The organism is Enterocloster bolteae (assembly GCF_002234575.2).
GTDB classification, from domain to species: domain Bacteria; phylum Bacillota; class Clostridia; order Lachnospirales; family Lachnospiraceae; genus Enterocloster; species Enterocloster bolteae.
The window spans coordinates 2,395,758-2,421,908 of the sequence record NZ_CP022464.2 but is presented as its reverse complement, the minus strand read 5'-3'; the positions used below and the strand labels follow the sequence as shown (position 1 = coordinate 2,421,908).

Genomic DNA, 26,151 nt, shown 5'->3' with positions numbered 1-26,151 from the left:
TTATTTTATCACAATTTTATCTGACACTCAAGACAGACCTGTATATTTCTATTGATTTCCATTACTTCTCAAAAACCAATTTTCCTTACCTAAATGCCTTATGTCCCAGACGCAGCCCATCCAGAAACGCATCTTTGTAAACTGCCACACATTCCTCTGCGCTAATACAGAGCATATTGCTGGCAAACTCCTCAAACTTATCCTTTGTCTCCTGATCCAGACTTTTCATGATGGCCTCCTGTTCTTTATAAAATATCTTTGTCCCTTTCAGATCTCCGTGCAGGATCTGGTTAATCCTCTCCATTATCATTTCTTCTAAAAAGTCATATGCTGTTGGCTCCATCCCTTCCCCGCCCTTCCTTATGCTGCCTCAGATCCTGCTTCTTCCGGAAGGCATTCGTTCCTAATCTCACTCATATCCACAGCGATTCCGGTCTTAATCGTCTCGTCCATGGACAGCGCCTTTTGGAAATCGGAAGAAATAGGGGCATATTTCAATACCCTCTTAATCACGGTCTTTTTTGCCATAGATTCATAGTCCTCAGTCCATGGACTGTATTTACTTCCGAAAGATTTAGAGTACCGGGCAGCAAAGGTGTCCATTTCCGTCTTGTTGCTGACTTCAAACCCATAACCACCATTGGAAAGCTTGAAAAGACCATAAACATAGGTAATTTCTCCCCGCGCCCCCTCTCCCGGCTTATGTACTAGTTTGGAATCAAGGCCGTACTGGTATTCAAAAGAATCGAATTCCCGGACCACCTGTGCCTGAATAATTTGTACTTGCCCGGTCCGGTAGGCCAAATCAATCAGTCCTTTATAGCCTAGCTGAAACTGACACTCCAGCTTACCCTTATTTTTATAGGGAATCAGATATGCCTGGCCCAGGGGTGTATTGGGCTCAAGACCTAACTGGGCGGCATTTAAGAGCGCAGCAATAAAGCTCATAGGGGTACACTCCGCCAGTTCCGGCGTATTGTTAATAGATGACAGCGCCATCCTGGTAAAACGTTCTGGTGTCAGCACCGCTGGAAGTGCCCGGCGTATTTCTGGTTCCAAAGCCTTTACCATATCCACAATTGTCATGTTTTTTGTTAATCTGACAGAGGCTCCCTGGCCTGCTGCCCTTTGTTCTAATTCGTGCTTTACATTAACTCCCATACTGATAAATCTCCTTTTCTTACGCTGCCTTAACTGTAAAACGCCTGGAGCTGGTGGTCTGCATAAACTGCCTGTATACCTCTGGTTTTTCCTCCTTGACCCGTTTCGTATCCAGCCTGGCCGTATCCACATTGGTCCATGTGATTCTATATCTTTCATTAAATGCGGACTCATTGTCCTTCATATACAGCTTTATTTCCTGCTCAATCTGCTTCTGTTCCTGTTCCAGCTTCTTCATCAGCTGGACAATCTCCTGACGGCGGTTTAGTTTTTCATCAAACCCTATGAGAGGAACCGCCGTTCCCTTCCTTGCATGATGGAAATACTGTTCTAATACCTCGTCACAGGCATTTGAACCGTCCGGGTCCGGCATCACACGCTTCAACACATGGCTGTTCCAGAAATCATCCTCAATGGAAATCAGGTTCCGTATCATCTCTTCATCCCAGGACAGCTTTCTATACTGGAAACCCTGCCCTAAAACCACCACCGCTATGTACCAGTTCTTCCTTCCCGTCACCGCCATGTAATGGTAACACTGTATGACGTAGTGAGGCGGGATTTCCCCATCCTTCCATTTATCCGCATTGTAAGCGCTGGCAGTCTTGCATTCCAATCCCGCATCCTCTCCCACCACCAGCCGGTCAACATCCGCCAGCATAAAGGGATACCGGCTGTTGACATACATCATATTGCTTTTCCTGACTTTGAGTCCGATTGCCTCCGTAAAACGCCTGGCCACATATTCCTCCAGGTCCCTTCCCTGACGCATGGCCTCGTTATCTGATGCACTTATCTCCTGGCTTGTCTTATCCTGATAGACGCTCATAGGGCTTGCATACGGGTTCAGACCGCAGATTGCGCCGGCATCCGAACCGCCGATTCCTTCCTTACGCCTTTTGAGCCATTCTTCATGGGTCATACCCAATGTTGAAACCTTAGTAATCATTTTTCCGCCCTCCTGTCCTTGCTTAAAGTCTCTTAAAAATCCTGATAATTATTTCAATGATAATAAACGGCATTAAGCTACCTCCCCATCCGTATATGAAAGCATCCCCTGCTCTTTAAAGCTGTAGCAGCACGGGCCTTCCCCTACTATGATATGGTCAATCAGCGGTATCCCAAGTATCTTCCCACACTCTTCCAACCGTTTGGTGAGCTTGCGGTCCTCCATGCTGGGTTTGGGGTCACCGGACGGGTGGTTATGGAAGCATATGATAAACGCCGCGTTATTCAGAACTGCATGCTTGAAGATATCCCGGCAGTCAATGCTGCAGGCGTTCAGTCCCCCCACTGCGGCAATCTCCAGAGCCTGGGGCTCCAGCTTCGTGTTAAGGGACAGGACAAGCGCCATCTCCCGATCAGCCATCTCAAAGAGGGGCCATACCATCTCCGCCGCCATTCCCGGGTCCGTAAAGCGCGTCATACCATAAAGAGCCCGGCCCTCCCTTACCATTTGAAGATGGACAATCCCCACCTTCTTTTTAGGGATGGGGCGTCTCATCATGCCTTCTACTATCTCATCGTTTGATTTCCGATCCATATGTTTCCTCCACATAAAACCGGGAACGCCGCAGGCTGCCGCCTTACATTCCCGGGTTACGTATTTTTATATTCAATTGTCATTGTTTTCATCATACTGCCTGTCATGCAGCCTGCAGCATGGCAAATGCCCTGTCTATCAATGCATTTCCCTCTACGGTTTTTGCAAAGAGGTTCTCCTTGTGGTTTGCGCTTTCCCTCAGGGGCCTCGCGTGTGTGGCAAAATCCGATACCGCATTGATAAAACGATAACCGTTTTTTCCCACATGCTTTAAATCCGGCGCATCAAAATACCGCGTTTTCATATCTTCCTTCATTCGGTTCAAGTTCTTTTGCTGCTGCGGAGTCGGATTATCATATAGTGGGAAAAGGGCGTCAATATACTCCATGACCTGGCGTTCTGAAAGTCTGAGACGCTTCATATGATCTATTGCCTTTCCCAGCTCCGACATGTACCGGTCCGCATACAGAAGCGTGTAACGGGCGTCCTCCATCTTGCCCGCAATATCACCTGTATGGTTGGTGGACCAGGAGCGTTTTGCCGTAGACAGGGCCAAGTTCAGCGTGTTCATGCAGACCACACGTACCGGCGTCATGGCTACCCGTATTGCTCCCGTCCCGTCATGGGTATTCATAAAGACCATGTATGGCGTAATCTCATCCCCACTTATGATATACCGCTGGGGCAGTTTGGCAAGCAGCCATGTGCGCCGTCCGTTCTGCAGCGAGCCTGCCGTCTCATAAGTAACGCCCTCGCCTAACAGTTGGTCTGTAAAGGCGAAGGCGTCTTCATTCTGTACTACTTTATAACGGTCGGTGACCACTCCCAGAACCCGGCTGTCTGTGTTCCGGATATTGGCCTTGAAGCCAGATATGGCCTGTCCGTCTGTGGTCGCAATGGGTCTCTGGATGACCTGCCAGTCCAGCCCGGCCAGTTCCAAAGCCTCCCTCGAACCAGGCGCATCCTCCACTCTGGTCCCAAGTCCATGCCAGGGTTTCTCTCTGGTGTAAAACATAGTTTCAACTTCTGCTGACATATACATTACCTCCTTGAAATGTGATTGGTTATTGGTTCAAGGGGATAATATATATTTGAAATTGTGGGTAATACCATATTTCAATTTATGCAGTCATAACATAAAAAAGTAAAAGACCCTACTCTATTTCATATTTTTTTAACCAGTTAAAAAGCCAAAAGAGCAACAAACTGATTTTGTCACTCTCCTGGCAACCACAAGTTACTGCATATTTTCTAAATAATTATAGTATTCGGTTAGAATGTCTGTAAATGACCGAGTTGTAATTAATATATCAGCTCCACCAACATATAGCTCTTTGTTAAAACCACTGTCATAAGAAAACACTTTTCCAAACACAATAACCGTATCTCCTTCTTTTATTTCAGCATCCTTAGCAGCAGCCACATTGCTTTCTATCGGCCATCCTACAGTATCCGTATATGACGGGTCATATCCTGATACCCATATTTGATACCCACTATCCCCATAATCAGCTACTAGGTTGACTGTACCATAAAACCAACGGTATTCGGCTAAGTCAAAATTCTTTGTTTGATGCGCATCGGGTGAAGCGTAAGTACAATATGAAAAGTAATCTGAAAGATTCTTCCCTGCTTCATATCCTATATATGATGGATATTCAAATATAATAGCATTATCACTTTCCTCCTCATAGAAACTGTCCGCTTTAACATTGCCATAATATTCTTCTTCGGCAAAGACCGGTACTGCACTTCCTACTGCTATAATTGCTGCAAATAGCATCATAACAAAACTTTTCTTAAACATAATCATTCCCTCCACTTACTTTTCATAATTAATCATTTAGATTTTTCTGTATCAATTTAATGGGCTTACGCTTACAAGTGAAAATTTAGGCTCATAGTCCCAAGGGAATATGACAGTAGCATATTGTCCATATTCATCAAATCCAATGACAATGCCGCCTTCCTCTTCCGAAACATACGCCTCATCGTTGACATTATAAAAACCGCTATATTCTGTAATATTACCGCTGGCGGATTCTGTATCATACATTATCATGCTTACCCTGCTTCCTTCAACAGTCATCTTCATATACTCCACGCCTACAGACATCTCGTCAGGATCCATATTACGATATGTATAGATTCCATCTTTTTTGGGAATTTCAATTGAAGCATCGAATGCCGAATCTGCCTGTTCCTCAAAAGCTTTTATCTTTTCAATATTAGCTTTCTGGATTTTTGTAAGAACTGACTCACTAAACTGGTCCGATGGTACTATTCCCTGATACCATGGCTTACTGTTAAAGTAATCAATCAAGTCCTGAGATGTAAAAATTCTTCCATGGGCTGCATATATCTCATTTCTGGCAATCCGCAGCTCTTCCTTAGAAAAGCCAACAACATCTGAATCTGATAATTCGCTATCATATGATTTCCATAAGAGAATGGAGTCCCTATATGGGTTATCTGCTACCGTCTCAGAAAAATTTTCAGAAACATCATATTCTTCCGATAATACTTCCTGAAACGAATTAGCAATCATCTCATCAACGAATCCTGTATACTTAGCGTTTATCGTAAAAAATCCCATATAGTTTTCGTCTGTTGTCTCATACCCAATAACCCCCTTGTACTCTCCCCAGACAGTAATAATATCATCTAATTGTAAATTCGGATTCCCTTCTTCATACAAAGTTATATATATTTTGCCATTCATATCCATTCCTCTAAAGCCACCATTGAGTAATTGGACAATTTGCATCGTGACACATAAACGCTCTCCGACATGGTTATCAGGATACCTAAAATATTCATTATAATCAAAGCTTTCAATACAGCCACTCTTATATTCTTCTTCGGCGTTTTGGATTTCAGTGGTATCTGACACTCCTGTTACGTTCTCGCTTTCTACTGTAGTCCCAATGGTCGCTGCCTCTTTTTTATCTTCTCCTGTATTCACATCCCCGCAAGCTGTTACTGATGCTGCTAAACCAAACGCTAATAAAACTGCCAAGCCCATCCTCATCATTTGTTCCCAACCTTTCTTCCTGGAATAATAAAAGCTACCATATCACCTGGCAGCTCCATATAAATGCAACTGGCTGCCATCTTACAGGCCCTCTAGTTTTGCGTCACACGTTTTCACGTGCTTTGCCCCAATATTTACATTCAACAAATCAAACTATATCAACAAATGCCACCCACCATCCCCTTATCTACCCAACCGAAATCATCATTACGATTGAATTATCCTCCATCACCTGTTCTTCTTCAATTTCAAACCCCTCTTCCATAATTTTTTTTCTAATTCCTATATACGTTTTTTCCTGAAGTGCTGCATAATAATCTTCATTTAAACAATCAATACAATCATGCAGATGTCTCATATTCTTGCTGGAAGAATTGATTTCCAAATTAAAAGGCTCTTCCCCCTTTTGCCTGCTAAAAATCATATCATAGTTTTCGTACCGACATTTAATTTCATCCTCGGAATAGGTTAATATTTCTATCTGATATCGTTCAATAATGTCACACAGCAATTGCACATCCACATAGATGGTAGGATATTCTTCATAGTATAAATCTGTCACAGACTCAGCGGCTTGCTGTATCTCCTCTGCACTGATATTTACGGAATCCTTACCGTCCTCATAGAATATTTTTTTCTTTGCTCTTCCTTCTACTGCCTCAATAAATTCTTTAATCGCTGCTTTATCATCATATACTGACATTCTTGCTACAATTTTTCCATCAATATCTTTCCACACAAAATAGGACGACTTATTTTGTGTTAAATGAGTTTTTAAAGAGCCATACCATTCCGTCACATCATATCCAGACGCTTCAATATCTCTCCGCATCTCCTCCATGGAGTCAAACGTTGTATACAGCAAGTAGTCCTTTGATTCAATCCATTGTTCAAATTTCTCCTTTCCCATAATTCCACGCATTGCCAGCGCAAGGGGCAACCCCAACATCACTCCCATTAATGAAATAGACATAAAAACCTCCCTCCCGTTTTAAAAATCCACAGAACGTCCTCCTCTATTCTTCTTGACCTCGTCCTCCTGTTCTGTAATCTTAGGGTCCTGAATGTTTTCCTTCTCTTTTCGTTCATACTCATGTCTGTCTTCTCTTGCTGTCGCAGCTACGGCCCGCACATTGGCCCAATTTCGAATCTGCATAATCTGCTCTGATTGTGTGACCGATAAGGGAACCATATTAGAAATAACTTTAAATAAGTCTTTTATTTCTAGGGCCCTATCCTCAGAAAATGCTTCGAAAAGTGCAGCTACAACAATTTGCTCTATCTCTGCTCCGGCAAATCCCTCTGTCCTGCCAGATAACTCTGTTAGCAATCCATCATTAATATCTACATTTCCTGATATTTCTGAATTCGTAAGCCTCTTTTTTAAATGCAGTTGAAAAATATCCTTACGCTCTTTTTCTGTTGGTAAATCCACAAAGAAAATTTCATCAAACCTGCCCTTTCTCAGCATTTCCGAAGGAAGATTACTGATATTATTGGCAGTAGCAACCACAAATACTGCTTTTGTCTTATCCTGCATCCATGTGAGAAACGTACCAAAAATCCTTGAGGATATTCCACCATCTCCAGAAGAACCACTTACACCACTAAATCCCTTTTCAATTTCATCAATCCATAAGATAGATGGTGCGACTGCTTCTGCTGTCTGAATTGCTTTCCTCATGTTTTCCTCAGTACTTCCTACTATACCGCTAAATATCTTCCCCATGTCCAAACGCAATAACGGCAATTTCCAAACTGCGCTTATTGCTTTTGCCGTCAAGCTTTTTCCACATCCAGGCACGCCCGTTATAAGTACGCCTTTTGGCAAAGGAAGATTATATTTAGAAGCGGTATCCGACCACGATTTATTTCTTTTCAAAAGCCATCGCTTCAGGTTCTCCAAACCTCCTACATCATCAATACTTAAATCACTCTTTACAAATTCTAACATTCCGGTCTTTTTGATTACCTGGTTCTTTTCATCTAAAATAATACTTAATTCATCAATTGATAGCCGTCCCTTCTCTACCATAGCTCTCGCCAATGCATTTTCCACTTCCTGCAACGTTAATCCCAATGCTGCCTTGCACATCTGGATCTTTTCTCTTTCAGAAAGCAGGATATCAATTTTTTCCTGATTTGCCTCAATCATCTCACTCAGAGTTTCACTGACTTCCTCTAATGTGGGAAGGCCAAATTCAACAATAGTAACCTCCTTCTGCAAATCATTAGGAAGTACAATGTTCGGAGAAATGAATACCATATTTTTAGGATATCTGCTGTTTTTAAGTTCCTCAACCGAATCCCTTACTTTACGAATAACTCCATAATCTGCTTTCGAATTATCTGCTCCAAAATATACATGAAAATCCTTCAGACAGAAAATTGCCGCTTCACTGCAATCTGCTATATACTCTAACGCTTTTACCGGGGTCTTTGTATCAGCAATAGCCTTTCCAGTAGTATAACTGCACAATCCCTGTGTTTGACTCCATATGTACAAAGTCCTCTGTGTCTTGATAAGCTGAACATCATTTGCAATATCGCTCAATATTTCTATTGCCCGGCTTTCTTCCCATGTCGGTATATATATGATTGGAAAACGTGCCCTAAATAAGTTTGATAAATGTTTTTTTACGTTAATTCCTGACTGTCTGTCCATATTCAACCCTCTCAGCATTAAATATCAATTTTTCTCCCAGCCTTTCTAACAATATCTACAGTGTTACAGTTATTTTCTGCGGTACATATTAAATGGGATTTTATTGATGCTGCATTACTCTCCCTAATGCCAATACATTTAACAAAATCATCAACTGATTCAAAGTTCCCCTTTTCATTCCTGATCCTTATAGCTTTTTTTGCTAAAATGATACCGATTCCAGGAACCAGTGATAATTCTTGTTCATCACAGAAATTAATATCTACTGGCTGTTCTGATATCTTTCCTATCGAAACTGGTTTTATTTCTTTTTCCCTGTTGTCCTCCGTTTTTACACGCCTTACTTCTTTCCTATCTTTCTCTATCTCCTTTTTTTGGTTTTCGGCCTTTGCTTTTTCCGCCTCTGCTCTTATCCTCTCTGCTTCTGCTATTGCTCTTTCCGCTTCTGCCTTTGCTTTTTCTGCTTCCGCTTTTACCTTTTCTGTCTCTGCTTTTTTGGCTTCTGCCGCAGCCCTCGCAGCCTCTGCCCTCTGAGCCTCTGCTTTAGCACGTGCAGCCTCTGCTTTCTGTGCTTCTAAGCTGGCTCTTTCAGCTCGAGCCCTTTCAGCCTCGGCTCTTACTTTTTCTGCCTCGGCCTTCCGTGCCTCTGCTTTTGCCTTTTCTGCTTCGGCCTTTTGGGCCTCTGCTTTCGCAATCTCTGCTTCTGCCTGTAACTTTTTTTGCCGAATTCGGTCTTCCTTTTCTGCCAGAGCTTTATCAGCCTTTTCTTTCTCATTAAAAGCAATTACCCTTAAGACGGCTTCTCCTTTATCACCAAAAAGCATCTTACTTGTTTTCAATAATCTCTCATTCTCTGGTATCTCTATAAATAAGCACTCCTGCTCGCCTAGTTTCTGAACATTAATGTTGTTTTTTTTAACTAAAAGACGTAAATCCAGACATCTTTTTAATTTTCCTACATTAGCTAAAATTACAAAAGTAGGAAGAAATAATAGTATCATACAAATTGACATAAGGATGTCTGCACTCTCTGCGTCATAAACGCCGGCTAATACCATAAGCATAACCATTAAGCCACACAGTACCATACCAGCCAGTTTCATTTTTTTTAACCCCATTTTTCCTGCCATCCAGATCCACACGCCATAATTCACAAATCCTAAGAATGACAGTACAGCACACATAAACACTTGTAATCCAATCCCCAGCTTTTTCATATCCTTGCTTTCTCCATTTCGTTTACATAGGTTTCTTCTAGTGCCATCTCGTAAAACTCATCCGTATATGCTTGATCCACTACTCTGTTTTGTAGAATATTTTCTAACAAAGGCCGAAACTCCTCACACTTTTGCCCTTTTATCCCTACCGTTTCTGCTTGCACATATCCATTTGCATAGATTGTTACTTTTATCTGTTTCATACCATCCCACCATCAACTTTTAAAAATTTTCTTATTTTTTTCAAATCTCCCATACCATTGATTTTCACACTACCGTCAGGATAAATCCTGACTTCATACTGGCTTTTGGCTTTTATATCCACCAAATCCTTCTCAGAATATTTATCTGACAAAAATATATATTTTTGATTTTCCGATCCCATCCATGGCCTTGAAAAATCAAGCTTATTTTCAATAAAAGGGCCATCAATCATCAAATCTATATTTCGCAGAATTCTTTGTACGCAAATATCCCTGCTTTTTTTTAAATCATCATACAAATAACCTGTAAATAAAATAACTGACAGCCCCTGCCTTTTTACCGCTTCAACCAGCTGGGCCACAGCCTCTTTTTGGTCCAACGGCTCTCCTCCTAATAATGTAATACCTTCAATCGACCTAGTGTTTACAATGTCTGATACCAAACATTCTACTTGTACTTTTTCCCCCACATTAAAAGGCCACATATGCTGATTAGCGCACCCTGAGCAATGTATAGAACATCCCTGCATCCAAATGCAAAAGCGATTTCCAAATCCCTCCGTTTTTGTCTCCTTAAGAATGCGGTTCAACCATAACTCCATAACAAGTTTCACCTTCAATTCCTTTGTGCCTAAAGCTATACATTCCATATCATTTATAACTAAAATCACATTTATTTAGTTGATTTTAATATGGTCCTGACCCATCTTTCTGTAAAACCATATTTTAATGCCAATTCCTTTGCATTTTTCCCATTATACTCCTCCCTTATTTTTTGCGCTGTAAAGTTGGAAGAATATAATTTATTCGGGAATACCACCTGCTGTCCCCGAAAGTTTTTGTACAAAATCTTAGCCACATCTTCCCCAGCCACCTCGGCAATATCTTTATAAATGCCTGCCATGCCTTCCCCTCTATTTTTTATTTCTTCCAACATATCCCATCTCCTTTTTCTCAACTATATCACTCTCGTTTTGAAGTTTCATCTCGCATAATTCCACAATATTCTAACTATGAAAAATACATTATTTTTTGTCATTCGTGTCTTTGTGCTTTTGAACCAACCTATTAACATAATCCTTATATTCTTTAAGTCCTCCATTTCTATCTGAAAATTTCTTACCATCAACAAAGCTTACAGAATTAACACACACATGAATATGTACTCCCCTGCCTTTCTTGTGTGCGGCAAATACCGATTGATACCTGTTACCATAATAACCGCTAATATCATACGCAAATGCATTCAAATCATTGATTGTCTCTGTCTCCTCTGCACTCAGGTTTACAGAGAAATGCCTTAACTGACGCCCACCATTTTTTTCATAGACATCCTTAACCATCCTCATATCCTCAATTATGGTTTCCGTAGATTCCAGATTGACCCCATAGCCCCCTTTTATCTCCGGGATAATATCATCCCTATTTCCCTTTTCCCGGAACATATAGTTCAATACGCATTCCAGCGCATTATAATTTGTATAATTTTTTCCAGAATACTTATCATCATAGGACTTGCCGCCAAATACTTTGACTGTCGCCATTAGCGCAGCACCTCCTTAACTGTTTTCAATGCGTCCAGTATCCTTTCATTACCTTCACAAAAGTCTCCGTTGCAGTTTATATATGTTTGTATCGTGCATATGGCTTCCACAGCCCTCTGTTTGGCTGGCTTACTAAGTTCGTTCTTCGCCTGTTCTGCTTGAACCAAATCACGGATGTATGCTGAGATATTCTTATAGTTTTTCTCTCGCATCTTCTTTTCAATTTTGGTATACATTTTCTGAGACATTTTTATTGAAACTGTCTTCTCTTTTGCATCCTCTCTGCGCATAGTTCCTCCTTCTCAGAATATAATCCGCTCATAAAAAAGTAATACAAAAAGCGTATCTTGTTATAATACAGATATAATATATATAACTATCAGTTCTCATGATTCTATATAAGACTATTCTTTAACTGTCTATATACTGTTAATATTCATTTATCTATCCTCTTGCTTATTTCAGCATTATACATGTGTTACTATTCTTATAACTCATGACAACTCATTCGTACTACTGAACTGTTATATGTACTTTAAAATTCAAACATATTTGTAAATCAATCCTCACCCACAAAGCTGAAAAGGCAAAACAGAAACCGAACGCTTAGAATCTGTTTCAAACTTTTTATCAATTAACCTGCGAAGATATGACAACAAAAAAGCATTGCCTCATTCATGACAATGCTTGAATATATTTTCATTTTCACCAGAACAAATTATTAAAATATTACCGGAAGGAGTTTTTAACAGAATGGAAGATGCATACATATCACTAAAAGAATTTTGCGAACGGACATCCATCAGTCCATCCACCGCCTACCGTATGATCCAAGAGGGAAGGCTGCCGGCAGAAAAGCTGGCTGGCGGAAGGCGATATAAGATTCCTGTGGATTTTTTAAAGAGTTTGCGCCCCACGCACAGGCACTATTGAGAGGTGACCCATCTGCTGACCCATCCATTTGACCCATCTTTGACCCATACCAATCCCCTCCCATCAGCGGGATTGTGTCATGATGGAATTATATCAGCCAGACGTATAAAACAACAAATGCCGCAGAATCAAGGTTTCCCACGACTCTGCGGCATCCGCCAATCATAAAAACATGCAATCAAAAATGCGTCTGATAGGAATCGAACCTACGCACGCGGCTCCGGAGGCCACTGCTCTATCCACTGAGCTACAGACGCATCCCTATTATGATACTATATTTTTTCCAAAACTTCAAGTCCTAATTTTACACTTTTATCCTTTTCTTCTTTCCCACCAGCTTAAACACAGAATCCATCAGAAACACCGCCAGGGCTATGGCACCCGCAATCTGAAGAGTTTCCACCAGGTAATACATGGATTCCTCCCTGCTGTTGCGGATAACATAATATACACTGTTATAGATGGATGTACCGGGCACCAGGGGTAAAATTCCCGGCACCAGGAACACACTGACCGGCGCCCTGAAAATCCTGGCAAACAGATGTCCCATAAGAGCCACGGACAGACTGGAAAGAAATGCTCCCAGTATCATGGAGCCGGTGCCTGCCTTTACCACCAGATATACCAGCCAGCACACCCCGCCGGTCAGCCCTGACCAGCCCAGGTATTTTCTCGGCATCTCCAACACCAGCCCAAAGCTGAGCACTGCCATAAACGAACCTGCCACCTGAATCGCAACTACCATATTCCGCCTCCTCCTGTCAGCTGATGGAACAGTGCCATACCCGCACCCACTCCGGCCGCCACTGCGAGAGCAGTTACCACTGCCTCCAGCATTCTGGCTGCCCCCGAGGAATAATCCCCGTTCAGAGTATCCCGTACCGCCGTGGTAAAGATGACGCCGGGCAGCAAAGGCATGATGGCGCTGATGATAACCACGTCATTACTGGCCCCTGTCAGAATCCACCGGTTCATGGCCAGGGCAGCTATCCCGATGGTAAATGCCCCCAGACCATTGACGCAGAAATCATTGAATCCCAAACCTGATATGGCGTATACCACCAATCCCAGAATCCCGCCGATCACCGCAGCTCCCAGGCAATCCGCAGGTCTCCCGCCAAGGACCACGCCGAAGAATACGGCGATAAACGCATAACTGAGGGCCTTTAACTCCCTTTTATACTGACAGCTGTCTTTTATTTCCTCCAGCTCCCGGTAGGCCTCCTCAGGGCTCATAAGACCGCCGCACAGCCTTCTGGACACCTCATTCACACGGTATATCCGGTTCAGGTTGGTAGAGCGCGCCTCCACTCTCCGAACCAGGGTCAGCGCCTCTCCCTCAGGGCTGTCCAGACTCACAAAAATGCCTGTGCTGAATACCATGGTCTGTGCATTTCTGTCATGGCAGCACCCCAGTATATAATGTATGGTTCCCTCTATCCTGGCAATCTCGGCTCCGCTGATCAGCATGATTTCCCCGGCCAGGACAGCGGTACTGGCTATCAGATGGTCCTCGCTCCAATGATGTTCGTCCACTCGTCTCCATTCCTTTCTGAAACTATAATCGAGTATATCAGTACCATGACCATCCGTCAATTTCATTTCTTGCCATTTTCCCGTGATTTCCCCACCATTCCCGTCCATATAGTCGATAAAATGACAATATACCCCTGGAAATCCCGATAGAATACGGCTTTTTCCGCCCTGTGCCTGTCTCTGCCGGCCCGGCAGCAAAAAAATCCCTTTCCCGTCTATTGACAATCATGGCCTTATGGATTAAGCTGGTGTCAATTCATTTACTTTCTGATATTCATGTAATATCTGATATTCATTTATAGTTTGATATTCATTTTATCCATCTTAAATTTATCCAAGGCAATTTCACCGGAAGTTTCCCTTATTAGCCAGTTCAGAAAACCTTATTATTCAGTTCAGTAAAGATATGGAACTGTTATTCAGTTTACATAAATATCATCAAAAAGGGGGTATACATTTGGTATACGAACAATTTTTAGCTGCTGTAAAAAAACGTATGGAGGCAGAGCTGGGAAGCAGCTATGAGCTGGAGCTGCACAAGGTTCCCAAAAACAACGGACTCATTCTGGATGGACTATGCATCACCAGAGGGAATGCCCATATTGCTCCTGCCATCTACCTGAATCCCTGCTATGACCAGTACCGTAAGGGAATGTCTTTGGACCAGATTGTGGCAGAACTTCTGACCATGTACCGCCAGAACGATACGCCGCCTCCCCTGAATTATGAGATGCTGTCCGATTATGAAGGCATACGCTCTAATATTGCCTGCAAACTGATACATGCTGCCTCCAATGAAGCCATTCTGAAGGATGTCCCTTACATTCCCTGGATGGACCTGGCCATTGTATTCTATCTCTGCATACATGAGGATGACACCGGCCTCATGACCGCCATGATTCACAACAGTCATCTGCGCATCTGGAACATTTCCCTGGAAGATTTGAAAACATCTGCCCTGTCCAATTCTCCCCGTCTGTTTCCTCCTGTCATCTCCAGCATGGCTTGTATCATCGAGGAGATGAACCGCGGACTGAATCCCCATTTTCAAGAAACCCATCCAAAGCCGGAAACCCCTGCTCCGTTTTACGTTCTCAGCAACCGTTCCGGTATCAACGGCGCTGCCTGTATCCTGTATGAGGACGTATTAAAAAACTTCGCAGACGGGGTGGAAAAGAATTTAATCATCCTTCCATCCAGCATCCACGAAGTCCTGCTGCTGCCTGACGACGGCGATATATCCTATGAGGAGATGAGCCGGCTGGTGACTCACATTAACCGGTCCGAGGTCCCTGAGGAAGACCGCCTGTCCAATCAGGTATATCTCTATTCAAGGGAAACGGGGGAGGTCACCATGGCATCCTCCGGCCCCGCTTCCATTTGCTGACCTTAAAATTCCGGGCAGCCCAGGCTGTTCCCCGGTACGGTCCTTATCCAAATATAAGACTGCCCAGCTGAAATACCAGCATTGCCCCTGCCCAGGCCACGGCCAGCTGGAACAGCACCATTCCTATGGTCCATCTCCAGGATCCTGTCTCCCGTTTAATGGTTGCCACTGCCGCGATACAGGGTGAATACAGGAGACAGAATATCATCAGGGCATAGGCGTTCACACCTCCAAAACCAGCCATGGCGAGCTGAGTGGAAAGCGCTGTCATACCGGCAGCGGAGTTTACATTGCTGATTCCGTACAGAACGCTGAAACTGGAGACAACCACTTCCTTTGCAGAGAGGCCGGAAATAAGGGCCACTGCCACCTGCCACTGCCCCAGACCAGCCGGCCTCAGAACCGGCACCAGAACATGACCGATGATTGCGGCAAAGCTGTGGGACACGTCAGACACGAATCCCTCCGGACCAAGGTTCAGCACGAACCAGAGCACGATGGAGGCAATGAAAATTGTGGTTCCTGCCTTGCTGAGATAGTCCTTCACCTTATCCCATACATAGATGGATACCGTGCGGCCGTTAGGCGTCTTATACTCGGGCAGCTCAATCAGCAGGGCGTTCTGGGCGCTGTCATTCTTTCCATGGATATGTACGATAAACGCCACCAGGATTGCCATGCACAGGCCGATGATATAGAGGGAGTAGGCCACTATCAGAGCCCTGTCCGGAAAAAACATTTCCGCAAATAATACGTAAATCGGCAGCCTGGCGGAACAGGACATAAAGGGTGTGATTAAAATAGTCCTCCGCCTGTCCTTCACACTCTCCAGAGCCCTGGTAGCCATGACCGCAGGAACCGTACAGCCAAACCCTAAAAGCATGGGTAAAAACGCCTTACCGGACAGCCCTACCATACCCATGGTTTCATTCATCACATACGCTACCCTTGCCATATATCCGCTGTCCTCCAGGAAAGCCAGGGCAAGGAACAGGATGAAAATATTGGGCAGGAAAGTAAGTATACCTCCCACGCCTGCAATGATGCCGTCCACGATCAGGGAGGTGATCCACTGAGCCGCGTGGACACTGGTAAGAAGTGACAGGACTGCACCGGAAAACATATCCAGACCCATCTGGAAATACTCCTTTAAAAAATCACCCACTGTAAACGTCAGGAAAAATACCAGAGCCATGATCCCCAAGAACACAGGAATTCCCCATACAGGATGGGTCATAAGCCGGTCCACCTTATCCGTGGTAGCAGCCTTTTCATCCTTATTAAAAAGGCACTCCTTTATGACCTCTTCTATATAATCATACTTCTCATTGATAATCTGTTTTTCATAATTGCGTGGAAGAATCACGGCAATATCGTCCAGAGGATGATCGTCAATCACCACCTGGTCAAACTCCAGGAACTTAATAGCATGCCAGCGCATATTATCCATCTCGCCGTACTTTTTATACAGCGCTTCCTCAATCAGCCTGATTTTCTCCTCCACCTCCTGGCTGTAGCGTATAACCACCCCCTGAGGTCCCTCCTCATAGTGGTGGACCACTGCGTGCATCAGCACATCCAGTCCTGTCCGTTTCCTGGCTGATACAGGGACAACCGGTATCTCACCCAGCAGCTCCGGGAGACGGTGCATATCAATTTCCATGCCCCGCTCTTCCACAATATCCATCATATTCAGTGCCAGGATTACCGGCTTCTTAAGCTCAATGAGCTGCATGGTAAGATACAGGTTTCTCTCCAGGGAAGACGCATCCACCACATTGATGATGACATCCACACCACCGTCCTCAATACATTTGCGGGTGACCTTTTCCTCTATGGTATAGGAGGTAAGGCTGTAGATGCCCGGCAGGTCGATAACCTTGATGGGACGCCCTTTATAGCTGGTTTCACCTTCCACCCGCTCCACCGTAACACCGGGCCAGTTAGCCACCTTAAGTTTAGCGCCGGTAAAGGCGTTAAACAACGTGGTCTTGCCGCAGTTAGGATTGCCTACAAATCCAACTGTGATCGGCGTCCTGTCATCCTCATGCTGATCTTGGAAATCCATCTTCTTCGCCCCGCTGTCTCCCAGAATCACACTGCCGTACGTATCCGTCCCATCTGCTCTTGCGCGTCCGTTCATGATGCCTGTTCCTCCCTGACCGTAATACCTTCGGACAAGCGCTTTCCCAAGGCCAGACGCGTCCCGCGCACCTTGATGATAACGCTTCCGCTGCCTTTCTTATTCAATATATTTACAGGCGTCCCCTCATTGACCCCCAGGGCCTCAAGACGTCTGGTAATGCTCTCATCCACCTGCACGCCCGATACAACATACCGGCCGCCGATCTCACACTCATTCAGCTTTTTCTGCATTGATGCCTGTCTCCTTTTGTAGTTACATTTAAACCATATTCATTGTATGCTTAATGCGAAAAAATGTCAATAAAAAGAGTTTGTTATGACAAACTCAATTCAAAAAAAGATACAGCGAATCTCTCCGCTGCATCTTTTCCTGCTTTTTCTCTATATTTCTTTATGTTTCCGTTCTGTATATTCGTATTAAGATTTACTGCACCCAGGCTCCTGAACCATCCACATATTTTCCGTCCGGCGTCCATGTATTATAATACATGGCTCCATTGGTGCCCAGATAGTAATACTTGCCATTAATAGCCTGCCAGCCGGTCTGCATGGCGCCGCTGGGGTCTAAGTAATACCACTGTCCGCCCAGCCTCTGCCAGCCGGTCTGCATGGCGCCGCTGCCGTCCAGATAATACCATCTGCCATTAATGGCCTGCCAGCCGGTCTGCATCTCACCGCTGCCGTTCATATAATACCATTTGCCGTTGATAGCCTGCCAGCCGGTCATCATGATACCGTTGGAAGGGTTCAGATAGTACCAGGTCCCATCCAGCTTCTGCCAGCCGGTAACAATATACCCCTTGTTATTGAAATAATACCATGCGCCGTTAATCTGTTTCCAACAGGAGGCCGGATATCCGCCGGTATCATACGCATACCATACACCAGTACCATCCTGCTCCCAATGTCCGCTTCCGCCATAGCGGCCAAGCTCATCCTCATCAATATACAGGGAGTTGGAATCCTCGGACCATTCACCTGTCTTATTATTGTAACGGGAAATAGCCCTTACACGGAAGGTATAGTCTCCCTCCCGGTTAAAATAACCTGCAAAATTATATGAGGTTCCTGTAGTGCTGACCGTAGTGACTGTCTTGTCGTCGCGGAGCAGCTTTACATCATAGCTCTTAGCGCCTTCAATCTCCTCCCACTCAGCCGTGGTATCATTCCATTCCAGCTCCGACGCACCCTGAAGCTTGCCGCCGATACGTTTTAACTCAGCATACACTTCAATGTACTGGCCATCGTCATAAATCTTTGCTTTCTTGAAATCCGCATTACATCCAGAAAGAGAGAAGTGGCTTTTGGATGTATAGGAGAACTTGTATCCGTCCTTGGCTGACAGTTCCACCTTTACCTCCGGTATATCTCCAACCGTCCAGGTATCCTGGTCCTCTATATTGGTATACTCGGCAGAGTCCACTTCAAATCCGCTGCTGCCGGCCTTAACCGTAATGTCTCCTATTTCGTCCCCGCTCTCCGGCGCCTTTGAATAGGAAAAACTCAGCTTCACCGTGTCAATCTTTTTATCCGCTGCCAATACAGTGAAACTACTGCCCAATGCCATAGATGCTGCCAGCAGCAGACATAGCCCTCTTTTTCTCCTCATAAAACTTATCCTCCTCGTCTATATTTGCAATCAATTGTTATTTATTGCCTATCTTTATTATAAAGTAGTGACATCTATTGTACAATTTAATAATCCTTAAGAGAATATTACATTTTTAGGTACAATGTTCCATGAGTTACAGAAAATTACATGTCTTGCAGCATTTTCTTAATTTCTATCATTCTGTCACGCAGCCTTGCCGCTTCCTCGAAATTCAGCTCCGCAGCAGCCTGGTGCATCTTCTTTTCCAGTTCCTTTGACAGCTTCTTTAATTCCTTCTCGTCCATGGACTCGGGATCCTTCTTAAAGTGCTTGTCATCTGCATTCACTGCCTTGGATATGGCAATCAAATCTCTGACAGCCTTTTTGATGGTGGTGGGTGTGATTCCATGGTCCTCGTTGTACTTCTGCTGTATCTGGCGTCTTCGGTTGGTCTCCTCGATTGCCACAGCCATGGAGTCCGTCACCTTGTCCGCATACATAATGACATGACCTTCGCTGTTGCGGGCTGCACGGCCAATGGTCTGAATCAGGGATGTCTCTGAACGCAGGAATCCCTCTTTATCCGCGTCCAGGATAGCCACCAGTGTAATTTCAGGAATATCCAGTCCTTCCCGCAGCAGGTTGATGCCCACCAGGACATCGAACACATCCATTCGCATATCCCGGATGATTTCAGCCCGTTCCAACGTATCAATATCCGAATGAAGATACTTAACCCGGATACCTACCTCTCTCATGTAGTCGGTGAGGTCCTCTGCCATCCGTTTGGTCAGAGTGGTGATAAGTACTTTGTGATGGGCCGCCACCTCCTTGTTCACTTCAGAAACCAGGTCATCAATCTGGCCCTCCACAGGCCGCACCGATATCTCCGGATCCAGAAGTCCGGTGGGACGTATGATTTGTTCCACCCTCATAAGCTCATGTTCTGCCTCGTAGGCAGAGGGAGTTGCAGAAACAAACATCATCTGATTGATTTTAGACTCAAACTCAGGAAACGCCAGAGGCCTGTTATCCAGAGCAGATGGGAGGCGGAATCCAAAGTCCACCAGCGTGGTCTTTCTGGACCGGTCGCCGGCATACATTCCGCGCACCTGTGGAAGGGTTATGTGGGATTCATCCACAATAATCAGGAAATCTTCAGGGAAATAATCAATGAGTGTACAAGGAGGTTCCCCGGGCAGGCCTCCTGTCAGATGTCGGGAATAATTCTCAATGCCCGAACAAAATCCGGTCTCACGCATCATCTCCACATCAAAGTTTGTCCGTTCCGATATGCGCTGGGCCTCCAGAAGCTTATCCTCACTCTTAAAAAATGTGACACGCTCCTCCAGCTCTGTCAGAATGTTCTCTGTGGCTTCCATCATCTTCTCCTTCGGCACCACATAATGGGATGCGGGGAAAATAGCCACATGGCCCAGCTGGGCTTTGGTTTCATCGGTCAGCGTATCAATTTCTGATATCCGGTCCACCTCATCCCCAAAAAATTCCACCCGGTAGGCCACCCCATCGGAGTATGCCGGATATATATCCAGAACATCCCCCCTCACCCGGAAAGTTCCCCGCTTAAAGTCCATATCGTTCCTGTCATACTGGATGTCAATAAGCTTATGAATGACCTCATCCCGGTCCTTAATCATACCGGGTCTCAGCGAAATGACCATCTCCTTATAATCAATAGGGCTGCCCAGGCCGTAGATACAGGATACGGAAGCCACGATAATCACATCCTCCCGTTCTGACAGGGCGGCGGTGGCGGAATGGCGCAGCTTGTCTATCTCATCATTAATGGAAGAATCCTTTTCAATGTAGGTGTCCGTGGACGGAACGTAGGCTTCGGGTTGGTAGTAGTCGTAATAGCTCACAAAATACTCCACCGCATTCTTCGGAAAAAACTCTTTGAACTCGGAATAGAGCTGGGCGGCCAGGGTTTTGTTGTGGGCAATGATAAGGGTAGGCTTTTGTAATTGCTGGATTACGTTAGCCATAGTAAAGGTCTTTCCAGAGCCTGTAACCCCTAGTAAAGTCTCGAATTGGTTGCCTTCTTTGAAGCCTTTAACCAGCTGCTCAATGGCCTGCGGCTGGTCGCCGGTGGGCTGAAATTCTGATACTAATTCAAAATGATCCATAGTGAAGTCTCCTTTATAGTATACAAATACGTAAAATGTAACTATGTTTTCATAATTCTATCCCCTTGGCCCGGGTTCTCTCTCGGCCTTCTTTATCTTTTGATTGAAATTGACTTCCTTTCTTCTCGTTGATACTTCTTGATCCTGAGTCGTTGACCACCGATATATCTGCCCAATGTTTCCATAAACACGTTTAAAAAGAAATGACGTGCCCCACTGTGTTCTCCGGAAAAAGCTTTTTGAAATTACTTCGGAACCGGGCGGGCAGAGTATATTGTGGAATGTAATAACCCGGTAAAAAATACTTGTAGGAAAGGTCATTAAAAATTATAACATAGACAGCCTGAAAAGTATAGGCGGAGGCAGGAACATTTGTTCTTTTTTATCCAACTGTTCTTTCTTAACACGTTCTGAGCAGCTGATTGTCTGCTCCATCTTGTCATTACGGCAGCGGAAAGCAATTCCAGACAAAATATAGCAGAACAGAAAAAGCCCTGTGGATTGCTTTTCCACAGAGCTTTTCCACAGAGCCTTCCCACAGAGCTTTTTCATAAAACTTTTTGATAGGCAACGCGCCAAGCTGCACATAAACCTTCCGGATTCCCTTTTGATTCATAATCCTAGAACTATCTAATCCATCTCCGCAGTGTTTCCATAAAACGCTCCACTTCAATGGGTTTTGCCACATGGTCGTTCATGCCGGCGCAGTGTGCCTTTCCAATATCAGTGGCAAAGGCATTGGCTGTCAGAGCCAGAATGGGAACCGTTCTGGCATCCTCCCGCGTCAGCGCTCGGATTGCTTCAGAAGCCTGATAACCATCCATCACCGGCATTTGGATATCCATTAAAATACAGTCATATTCTTCCGGCCCGGAAGACGCAAACTTCTCCACTGCAAGCCGGCCGTTCTCAGCCTCGTCGATCAGAAAGCCATGCATCTTCAGCAGCTCCACAGCGATTTCACGGTTGAGTTGATTGTCCTCCACCAGCAGAATCCGCTTTCCTTCCATGATGGTGTAAACTTCCCCGCCGGGAAGCGATGAGGCATCGGTGCGCCCCTCCCGGCAGAACTGGTGGAAGGTATGGGCAATTTTGGATCTGAAAAGCGGTTTGGTGATAAATGCGTCTGCTCCCGCCATCCTAAACTCGTCCTCAATCTCAGAGTAGTCATAGGCGGATACCACAATGATGGGAACATCCATCCCCAGCTTCCTTCGAATCACCTTGAGCGTTTCCAGTCCGTCCATTCCAGGCATCTTCCAGTCCAAAATAAGGGAGAAGAAGTCATCCTCCGCCTCATGGGCTTCCACAACGCGGCGAATGGCTTCTTTGCCCGAGAGTACCCAGCTGCTCCGCATCCCCAGATCATCCAGAATCTCGGCGGCGCTTTCGCAGATAACCTGGTCATCGTCCACCACAAGTACCGGCAGGCCGGAGAGCTCTGCATTGTTATCCTCTGCCTCTTCGCACAGCTTAAAGGATACAGCCACAATAAACTGGCTTCCTTCTCCCAGGACGCTCTTAACCTCAATCGTGCCATTCATCATGCTGACAATATTCTGGGTAATAGCCATGCCAAGACCTGTCCCCTGTATCTGATTGGTCTTTGACTCCTCGGTCCGGGAGAAAGGTTCAAAAATATGAGGGATGAAATCTCCGGACATCCCAATTCCGTTGTCGGTGACGATAAATTCATACTGCCCCTTGCCCTTTGCAAAAGCCGGAATTTCACGGACCCTGAGACCCACACTGCCTCCCTCAGGGGTATATTTTATGGCATTGGAGAGCAGGTTCACCAGAACCTGCTGCAGGCGGTTCTGATCTGTTACCACTTTTTCATGCCGCACATGGTCAGCGTTAATCTGCAGCTCCAGGTGTTTTTCCGCGGCCAGGGGCCTGAATACATCCATAACGTCCTCAATCAGCTCTGGCAGCGAAACGTTCTCTGAAATAAGATCGATTTTCCCGCTTTCGATTCTGGACATATCCAATACCTCATTGATAAGGTTTAAAAGATGTCGGCTGGAAACATTGATTTTATTCAGGCAGTCTTGTATCTTTTCCGGAGATTGCAGGTTCGCCTGCGCAATAACCGCCATGCCGATGATAGCGTTCATTGGCGTGCGAATATCATGGGACATGGATGAAAGGAAGTTGGTCTTTGCATCGTTGGCGATTTGTGCTGCCTGGCAGGCATCTTCCAGGGCCTGCCTCTGCCGGGCCTGCTCCGTGCGCTCCGCCGTGACGTCGATACCAACCGTATAATAGGAGGGAATACCGTCCCAGTTCTCCTCCCCGCTGACATAGCTGCATGTCATCAGTAAAATCTTAACCTTACCGTCCTGAGTGAAAATGCGGCTCTCCACCATAGTGGGCCTGCCAGTCTCCCTGGACTGCAGCATAACAGCAGCAACGCGTTCCTTATCGTCCGGGTGTACATAACTGCACTGGGAATGCATCTCCTGCTCGAACTCTTCTTTCGTATATCCAATCAGGTCCAAAAAACTGCCGCTGTACCAGAGGACAGTCCGCATATCCCGTCCGTCCACCCGCGCCAGCCCGCCGGGGACGCTGCGAACCAACGCATCCCGCTCCTGGTCCTTCTTTGCCAGCTTATATTCCGTGCTGTACATATCATGGGAAAGCTCCAGCCGCGCCCGGTGTCCTTCCCAGTCGATAATCCTGTTCTTAATTCGGAATGTCCGCTCCAAAACCGGGTTCTGGAACTCCCACTCGTAAAATTCATTCTCGGTTATTTTGCTGTTGGTACAGAACGGGCAGGGACTCGTCCTTCCCTGGATTACTTCATAACACTTACGCCCCGCCGCTTTCACCGCCGGCATCCCCAGTACCTCGCAGGAATGCTGGTTCACATACAGCAGCTCATAGGTGTCCATATCGCTGATATATGCATTGCCCTCGTATGTATCCAGCATAAAATGGAAATACTGCAGCTTCTGCCGGTAGAGCCGTTCCAGTTCCTCTTTCCCGGCAGCCAGGGCATCCACTCCCGCAAGCTCTGCCTGCAATACCTTCCCGCCCGCTAAAGAATCCTCCCTGACGGTCCCATAAAGATGTTTCCAGGAATATCCGCCCTCCTTAAGGGGCAGACGGACAGTCAGTTCAATATCCTGCCTTTCATTCTCAACCGCCTGGGTCAGTTCCTGCCGGATACAGGAAAACACATCGGGCATCGCTGCATAATACTGCCGCAGTGTGGAAAAGAGGCCGCCAAAACGTTCAGCGGTATATCCAATACCACTGAAAAAGCTGGAATTCCCCCATAGAAAAGTCAGATCCTCGTCCAGCAGGCAACATATTATACCTGTTCTCAGAGCTTCCAGGACTGCCGGACACTTGATTACTGTATTTTCAGCTGCATGTGCGCTGTCCTGCTCTGTCATATCTCCCATAATTCAACCATCCATTCCAAATCTAATCTGTGAGAATCAATTTCCTTTATATTATATAATCGCGGCTTCTCAACATACCGCGGGCTTCTCAAATATATTATGTAAGTATAGCAAAAGCCGTAGTAAATAGCAATAGCCTGTCTGGAAATGCAGACAGTACAAAAGCCCCGGCCATAATAGCCATGACCGGGGCCCTGTTCCACACTTCTTATTTGTTTTCCTTCAACACCTGGACTGCCTTCTGAAGCTGGTTGTCTTCCTCCGGCTTCACCACTGCCTGGGTTTTAAGCTTCTCATCCAGTTCCACTTCCACATCCGGTTCTATTCCCTTTCCGTGCAGGTCAAAACCGCTGGGCGTGTAGTAATGGGCTGTGGTAATCTTGATGGCGGAACCGTCTCCCAGAGGTATCAGGTTCTGTACAATTCCCTTTCCGTAGCTGGTGGTTCCCACCACGGTGGCCCAGTCATAATCCTTCAGCGCGCCTGTAAACACCTCGGAAGCGCTGGCTGAGTCCCCATTAACCAGAATGACAATGGGCATTTTCAGCTCATGACCGTCTGAGGCGGTAAATACATCGCCCTTTTCATTCTTGTCGGCCGTGTAAACAATCAGGGTTTTTCCCTTGCCCTTTTCATACTGGTCCAAATCATCGGGGAGAATATAATCCACCATCTTAACAGCGCTGTCCAGGACTCCGCCCGGATTGCTCCGCAGGTCGATAATCAGCCCCTCCATACCGTCCTTCTGCAGCTCATCCACTGCCTGCTCAAACTGCTCCACTGTAATCACATCAAATTCTGAGACTGCAATCCGGCCGATTTTATCGTCCAGCATGCTGTATTCCACAGTGGGCACTTCGATTTTGCGCCGCGTAACGGACATATCCACATACTCGTCTTTGTCTGCCCTGTACACCGTGATAGCCACATCCGTGCCTTCTTCGCCCTTGATGTAATTGTTCACCAGCACATCCAGACTTTCGGAAGCCACCAGGGTATCGCCCACCTTATATATAATGTCTCCGGGCTGCATCCCTGCCTCCAGGGCCGGGGAACCCTCGAACACCTTCACGATGGTACATAACCCCGTGGTTCTGTTCTGGCTTAACATGGCTCCGATACCGGAGTAGGTTCCCTTTGTGCTGTCATTGATGGAACGGAAATCCTCCTCCGTATAATACGTGGAATAAGGGTCATCCAGGCCAGCCAGCATTCCTCTGTAAATAAAATCCTCCACATTTCCGGCGTCCTCGTCGTACAGGAAGTGAAGATCTATGATTTGCTGAATCATGGACATCTTGGCCGTAACCCGGTCAAAGTCCACGCCGCCTTCATGGCTGCTTCCGTCTGTGATTCCCGGTCCCTTGCCCTCGATGGCCACGCTGGGCTGACGGCTCATAACCCGTTTACCAAAGATATAGATGCCGGCCGACATGCCCACCACAATCAATCCCACAAAGGCGGTTACAAGGGCTCCCACCAGAGCCCCGGCCCAGAACCGGTTCTTTCCTGAGCCGTTCCGGTTCCCGTCCTGGGGTCCCGGTCCGTTGTCCCTGTAGGGACCATCCGGCTGTCCGCCCATATTATGTTCCTGTCTGTCAAATTCACGATTTTCCAATTTACGTCTCCTAT

Annotated in this window: 25 protein-coding genes, 1 tRNA gene and 1 riboswitch; of the genes, 2 read left to right on the top strand and 24 right to left on the bottom strand. The window is 45.7% G+C overall.

Annotation, left to right across the window (positions count from 1 at the left end; genetic code table 11):
* Positions 1-85 precede the first annotated feature (85 nt).
* The 15 genes from CGC65_RS11370 to CGC65_RS11300 all read right to left on the bottom strand — a co-directional run bounded on the left by CGC65_RS11370 (position 86) and on the right by CGC65_RS11300 (position 11,657).
* A complete protein-coding gene (locus CGC65_RS11370) occupies positions 86-343 on the bottom strand; it encodes a hypothetical protein (protein WP_002566992.1) in 258 nt (85 codons plus the stop codon).
* A 17-nt stretch (positions 344-360) separates the two neighbouring features.
* Entirely contained in the window at positions 361-1,161 is an 801-nt protein-coding gene (locus tag CGC65_RS11365) for a recombinase RecT (RefSeq protein WP_002566991.1), read from the bottom strand.
* Between the two features lie 19 nt (positions 1,162-1,180).
* Positions 1,181-2,110 carry a YqaJ viral recombinase family nuclease gene (locus CGC65_RS11360; protein WP_002566990.1) on the bottom strand — a complete coding sequence of 310 codons (930 nt, stop codon included), beginning with the start codon at positions 2,108-2,110 and terminating at the stop codon, positions 1,181-1,183.
* A gap of 72 nt (positions 2,111-2,182) precedes the next feature.
* A complete protein-coding gene (locus CGC65_RS11355; protein ID WP_002566989.1) occupies positions 2,183-2,704 on the bottom strand; it encodes a JAB domain-containing protein in 522 nt (173 codons plus the stop codon).
* 103 nt (positions 2,705-2,807) lie between these two features.
* A complete protein-coding gene (locus tag CGC65_RS11350) occupies positions 2,808-3,740 on the bottom strand; it encodes a DUF932 domain-containing protein (protein ID WP_002566988.1) in 933 nt (310 codons plus the stop codon).
* Positions 3,741-3,941: 201 nt separating this feature from the next.
* Complete coding sequence (locus CGC65_RS11345) at positions 3,942-4,511, bottom strand: hypothetical protein (RefSeq protein WP_002566987.1); 570 nt, start codon at positions 4,509-4,511, stop codon at positions 3,942-3,944.
* A gap of 51 nt (positions 4,512-4,562) precedes the next feature.
* On the bottom strand, positions 4,563-5,729 hold the full coding sequence (locus tag CGC65_RS11340; protein ID WP_235622171.1) for a YARHG domain-containing protein: 1,167 nt from the start codon (positions 5,727-5,729) through the stop codon (positions 4,563-4,565).
* Between the two features lie 70 nt (positions 5,730-5,799).
* Positions 5,800-5,875, bottom strand: a riboswitch (cyclic di-GMP riboswitch).
* A gap of 50 nt (positions 5,876-5,925) precedes the next feature.
* Positions 5,926-6,711 (bottom strand): hypothetical protein, encoded by a 786-nt coding sequence (locus tag CGC65_RS11335; protein ID WP_002566985.1) that lies wholly within the window; start codon positions 6,709-6,711, stop codon positions 5,926-5,928.
* Positions 6,712-6,729: 18 nt separating this feature from the next.
* Complete coding sequence (locus tag CGC65_RS11330) at positions 6,730-8,403, bottom strand: AAA family ATPase (RefSeq protein WP_002566984.1); 1,674 nt, start codon at positions 8,401-8,403, stop codon at positions 6,730-6,732.
* A gap of 17 nt (positions 8,404-8,420) precedes the next feature.
* Positions 8,421-9,620 carry a ComEA family DNA-binding protein gene (locus tag CGC65_RS11325; protein ID WP_002566983.1) on the bottom strand — a complete coding sequence of 400 codons (1,200 nt, stop codon included), beginning with the start codon at positions 9,618-9,620 and terminating at the stop codon, positions 8,421-8,423.
* Positions 9,617-9,823 carry a DUF2997 domain-containing protein gene (locus CGC65_RS11320; protein WP_002566982.1) on the bottom strand — a complete coding sequence of 69 codons (207 nt, stop codon included), beginning with the start codon at positions 9,821-9,823 and terminating at the stop codon, positions 9,617-9,619. The genes CGC65_RS11325 and CGC65_RS11320 overlap by 4 nt, the downstream gene beginning before the upstream one ends.
* The gene (locus CGC65_RS11315) at positions 9,820-10,425 is read right to left on the bottom strand and encodes a 4Fe-4S single cluster domain-containing protein (protein WP_038281807.1); all 606 of its coding nucleotides are present in this window, start codon (positions 10,423-10,425) and stop codon (positions 9,820-9,822) included. The genes CGC65_RS11320 and CGC65_RS11315 overlap by 4 nt, the downstream gene beginning before the upstream one ends.
* Positions 10,426-10,496: 71 nt before the next feature.
* Positions 10,497-10,760: a Mor transcription activator family protein gene (locus CGC65_RS11310; RefSeq protein WP_002566980.1), complete on the bottom strand. Its 264-nt coding sequence runs from the start codon at positions 10,758-10,760 to the stop codon at positions 10,497-10,499.
* 88 nt (positions 10,761-10,848) lie between these two features.
* On the bottom strand, positions 10,849-11,367 hold the full coding sequence (locus CGC65_RS11305) for a relaxase/mobilization nuclease domain-containing protein (protein ID WP_002566979.1): 519 nt from the start codon (positions 11,365-11,367) through the stop codon (positions 10,849-10,851).
* Positions 11,367-11,657: a ribbon-helix-helix domain-containing protein gene (locus tag CGC65_RS11300; protein ID WP_002566978.1), complete on the bottom strand. Its 291-nt coding sequence runs from the start codon at positions 11,655-11,657 to the stop codon at positions 11,367-11,369. Before CGC65_RS11300 ends, CGC65_RS11305 begins: the two co-directional genes overlap by 1 nt.
* Before the next feature lie 463 nt (positions 11,658-12,120).
* On the opposite strand from CGC65_RS11300, the gene CGC65_RS32505 reads away from it, so the two are divergent.
* On the top strand, positions 12,121-12,300 hold the full coding sequence (locus CGC65_RS32505; protein WP_002566977.1) for a helix-turn-helix domain-containing protein: 180 nt from the start codon (positions 12,121-12,123) through the stop codon (positions 12,298-12,300).
* 185 nt (positions 12,301-12,485) lie between these two features.
* Here the strand turns inward: CGC65_RS32505 and CGC65_RS11290 are convergent.
* From CGC65_RS11290 to CGC65_RS11280, 3 genes are all read right to left on the bottom strand, one after another.
* A tRNA-Arg gene (locus tag CGC65_RS11290) sits at positions 12,486-12,557 on the bottom strand.
* Between the two features lie 47 nt (positions 12,558-12,604).
* Positions 12,605-13,045, bottom strand: a complete 441-nt coding sequence (locus CGC65_RS11285) for a threonine/serine exporter family protein (RefSeq protein WP_002566976.1) — start codon at positions 13,043-13,045, stop codon at positions 12,605-12,607.
* Positions 13,039-13,836, bottom strand: a complete 798-nt coding sequence (locus tag CGC65_RS11280; protein ID WP_002566975.1) for a threonine/serine exporter family protein — start codon at positions 13,834-13,836, stop codon at positions 13,039-13,041. Before CGC65_RS11280 ends, CGC65_RS11285 begins: the two co-directional genes overlap by 7 nt.
* 457 nt (positions 13,837-14,293) lie before the next feature.
* Between CGC65_RS11280 and CGC65_RS11275 the strand changes: the two genes are divergently transcribed.
* On the top strand, positions 14,294-15,223 hold the full coding sequence (locus CGC65_RS11275; RefSeq protein ID WP_002566974.1) for a DUF5688 family protein: 930 nt from the start codon (positions 14,294-14,296) through the stop codon (positions 15,221-15,223).
* A gap of 43 nt (positions 15,224-15,266) precedes the next feature.
* On the opposite strand, the gene feoB is transcribed toward CGC65_RS11275, so the two are convergent.
* The 6 genes from feoB to CGC65_RS11240 all read right to left on the bottom strand — a co-directional run bounded on the left by feoB (position 15,267) and on the right by CGC65_RS11240 (position 26,137).
* A complete protein-coding gene (gene feoB, locus CGC65_RS11270) occupies positions 15,267-17,366 on the bottom strand; it encodes a ferrous iron transport protein B (RefSeq protein ID WP_002566973.1) in 2,100 nt (699 codons plus the stop codon).
* Entirely contained in the window at positions 17,363-17,599 is a 237-nt protein-coding gene (locus tag CGC65_RS11265; RefSeq protein WP_002566972.1) for a FeoA family protein, read from the bottom strand. Before CGC65_RS11265 ends, feoB begins: the two co-directional genes overlap by 4 nt.
* A 193-nt stretch (positions 17,600-17,792) precedes the next feature.
* Positions 17,793-18,977 (bottom strand): PspC-like choline-binding domain-containing protein, encoded by a 1,185-nt coding sequence (locus CGC65_RS11260; protein ID WP_002566971.1) that lies wholly within the window; start codon positions 18,975-18,977, stop codon positions 17,793-17,795.
* A 146-nt stretch (positions 18,978-19,123) separates the two neighbouring features.
* The gene (gene uvrB, locus CGC65_RS11255; RefSeq protein ID WP_002566970.1) at positions 19,124-21,106 is read right to left on the bottom strand and encodes an excinuclease ABC subunit UvrB; all 1,983 of its coding nucleotides are present in this window, start codon (positions 21,104-21,106) and stop codon (positions 19,124-19,126) included.
* Positions 21,107-21,732: 626 nt separating this feature from the next.
* Positions 21,733-24,519 (bottom strand): hybrid sensor histidine kinase/response regulator, encoded by a 2,787-nt coding sequence (locus CGC65_RS11245; protein ID WP_002566968.1) that lies wholly within the window; start codon positions 24,517-24,519, stop codon positions 21,733-21,735.
* Between the two features lie 208 nt (positions 24,520-24,727).
* On the bottom strand, positions 24,728-26,137 hold the full coding sequence (locus CGC65_RS11240) for a S41 family peptidase (RefSeq protein ID WP_002566967.1): 1,410 nt from the start codon (positions 26,135-26,137) through the stop codon (positions 24,728-24,730).
* Positions 26,138-26,151: the final 14 nt, after the last annotated feature.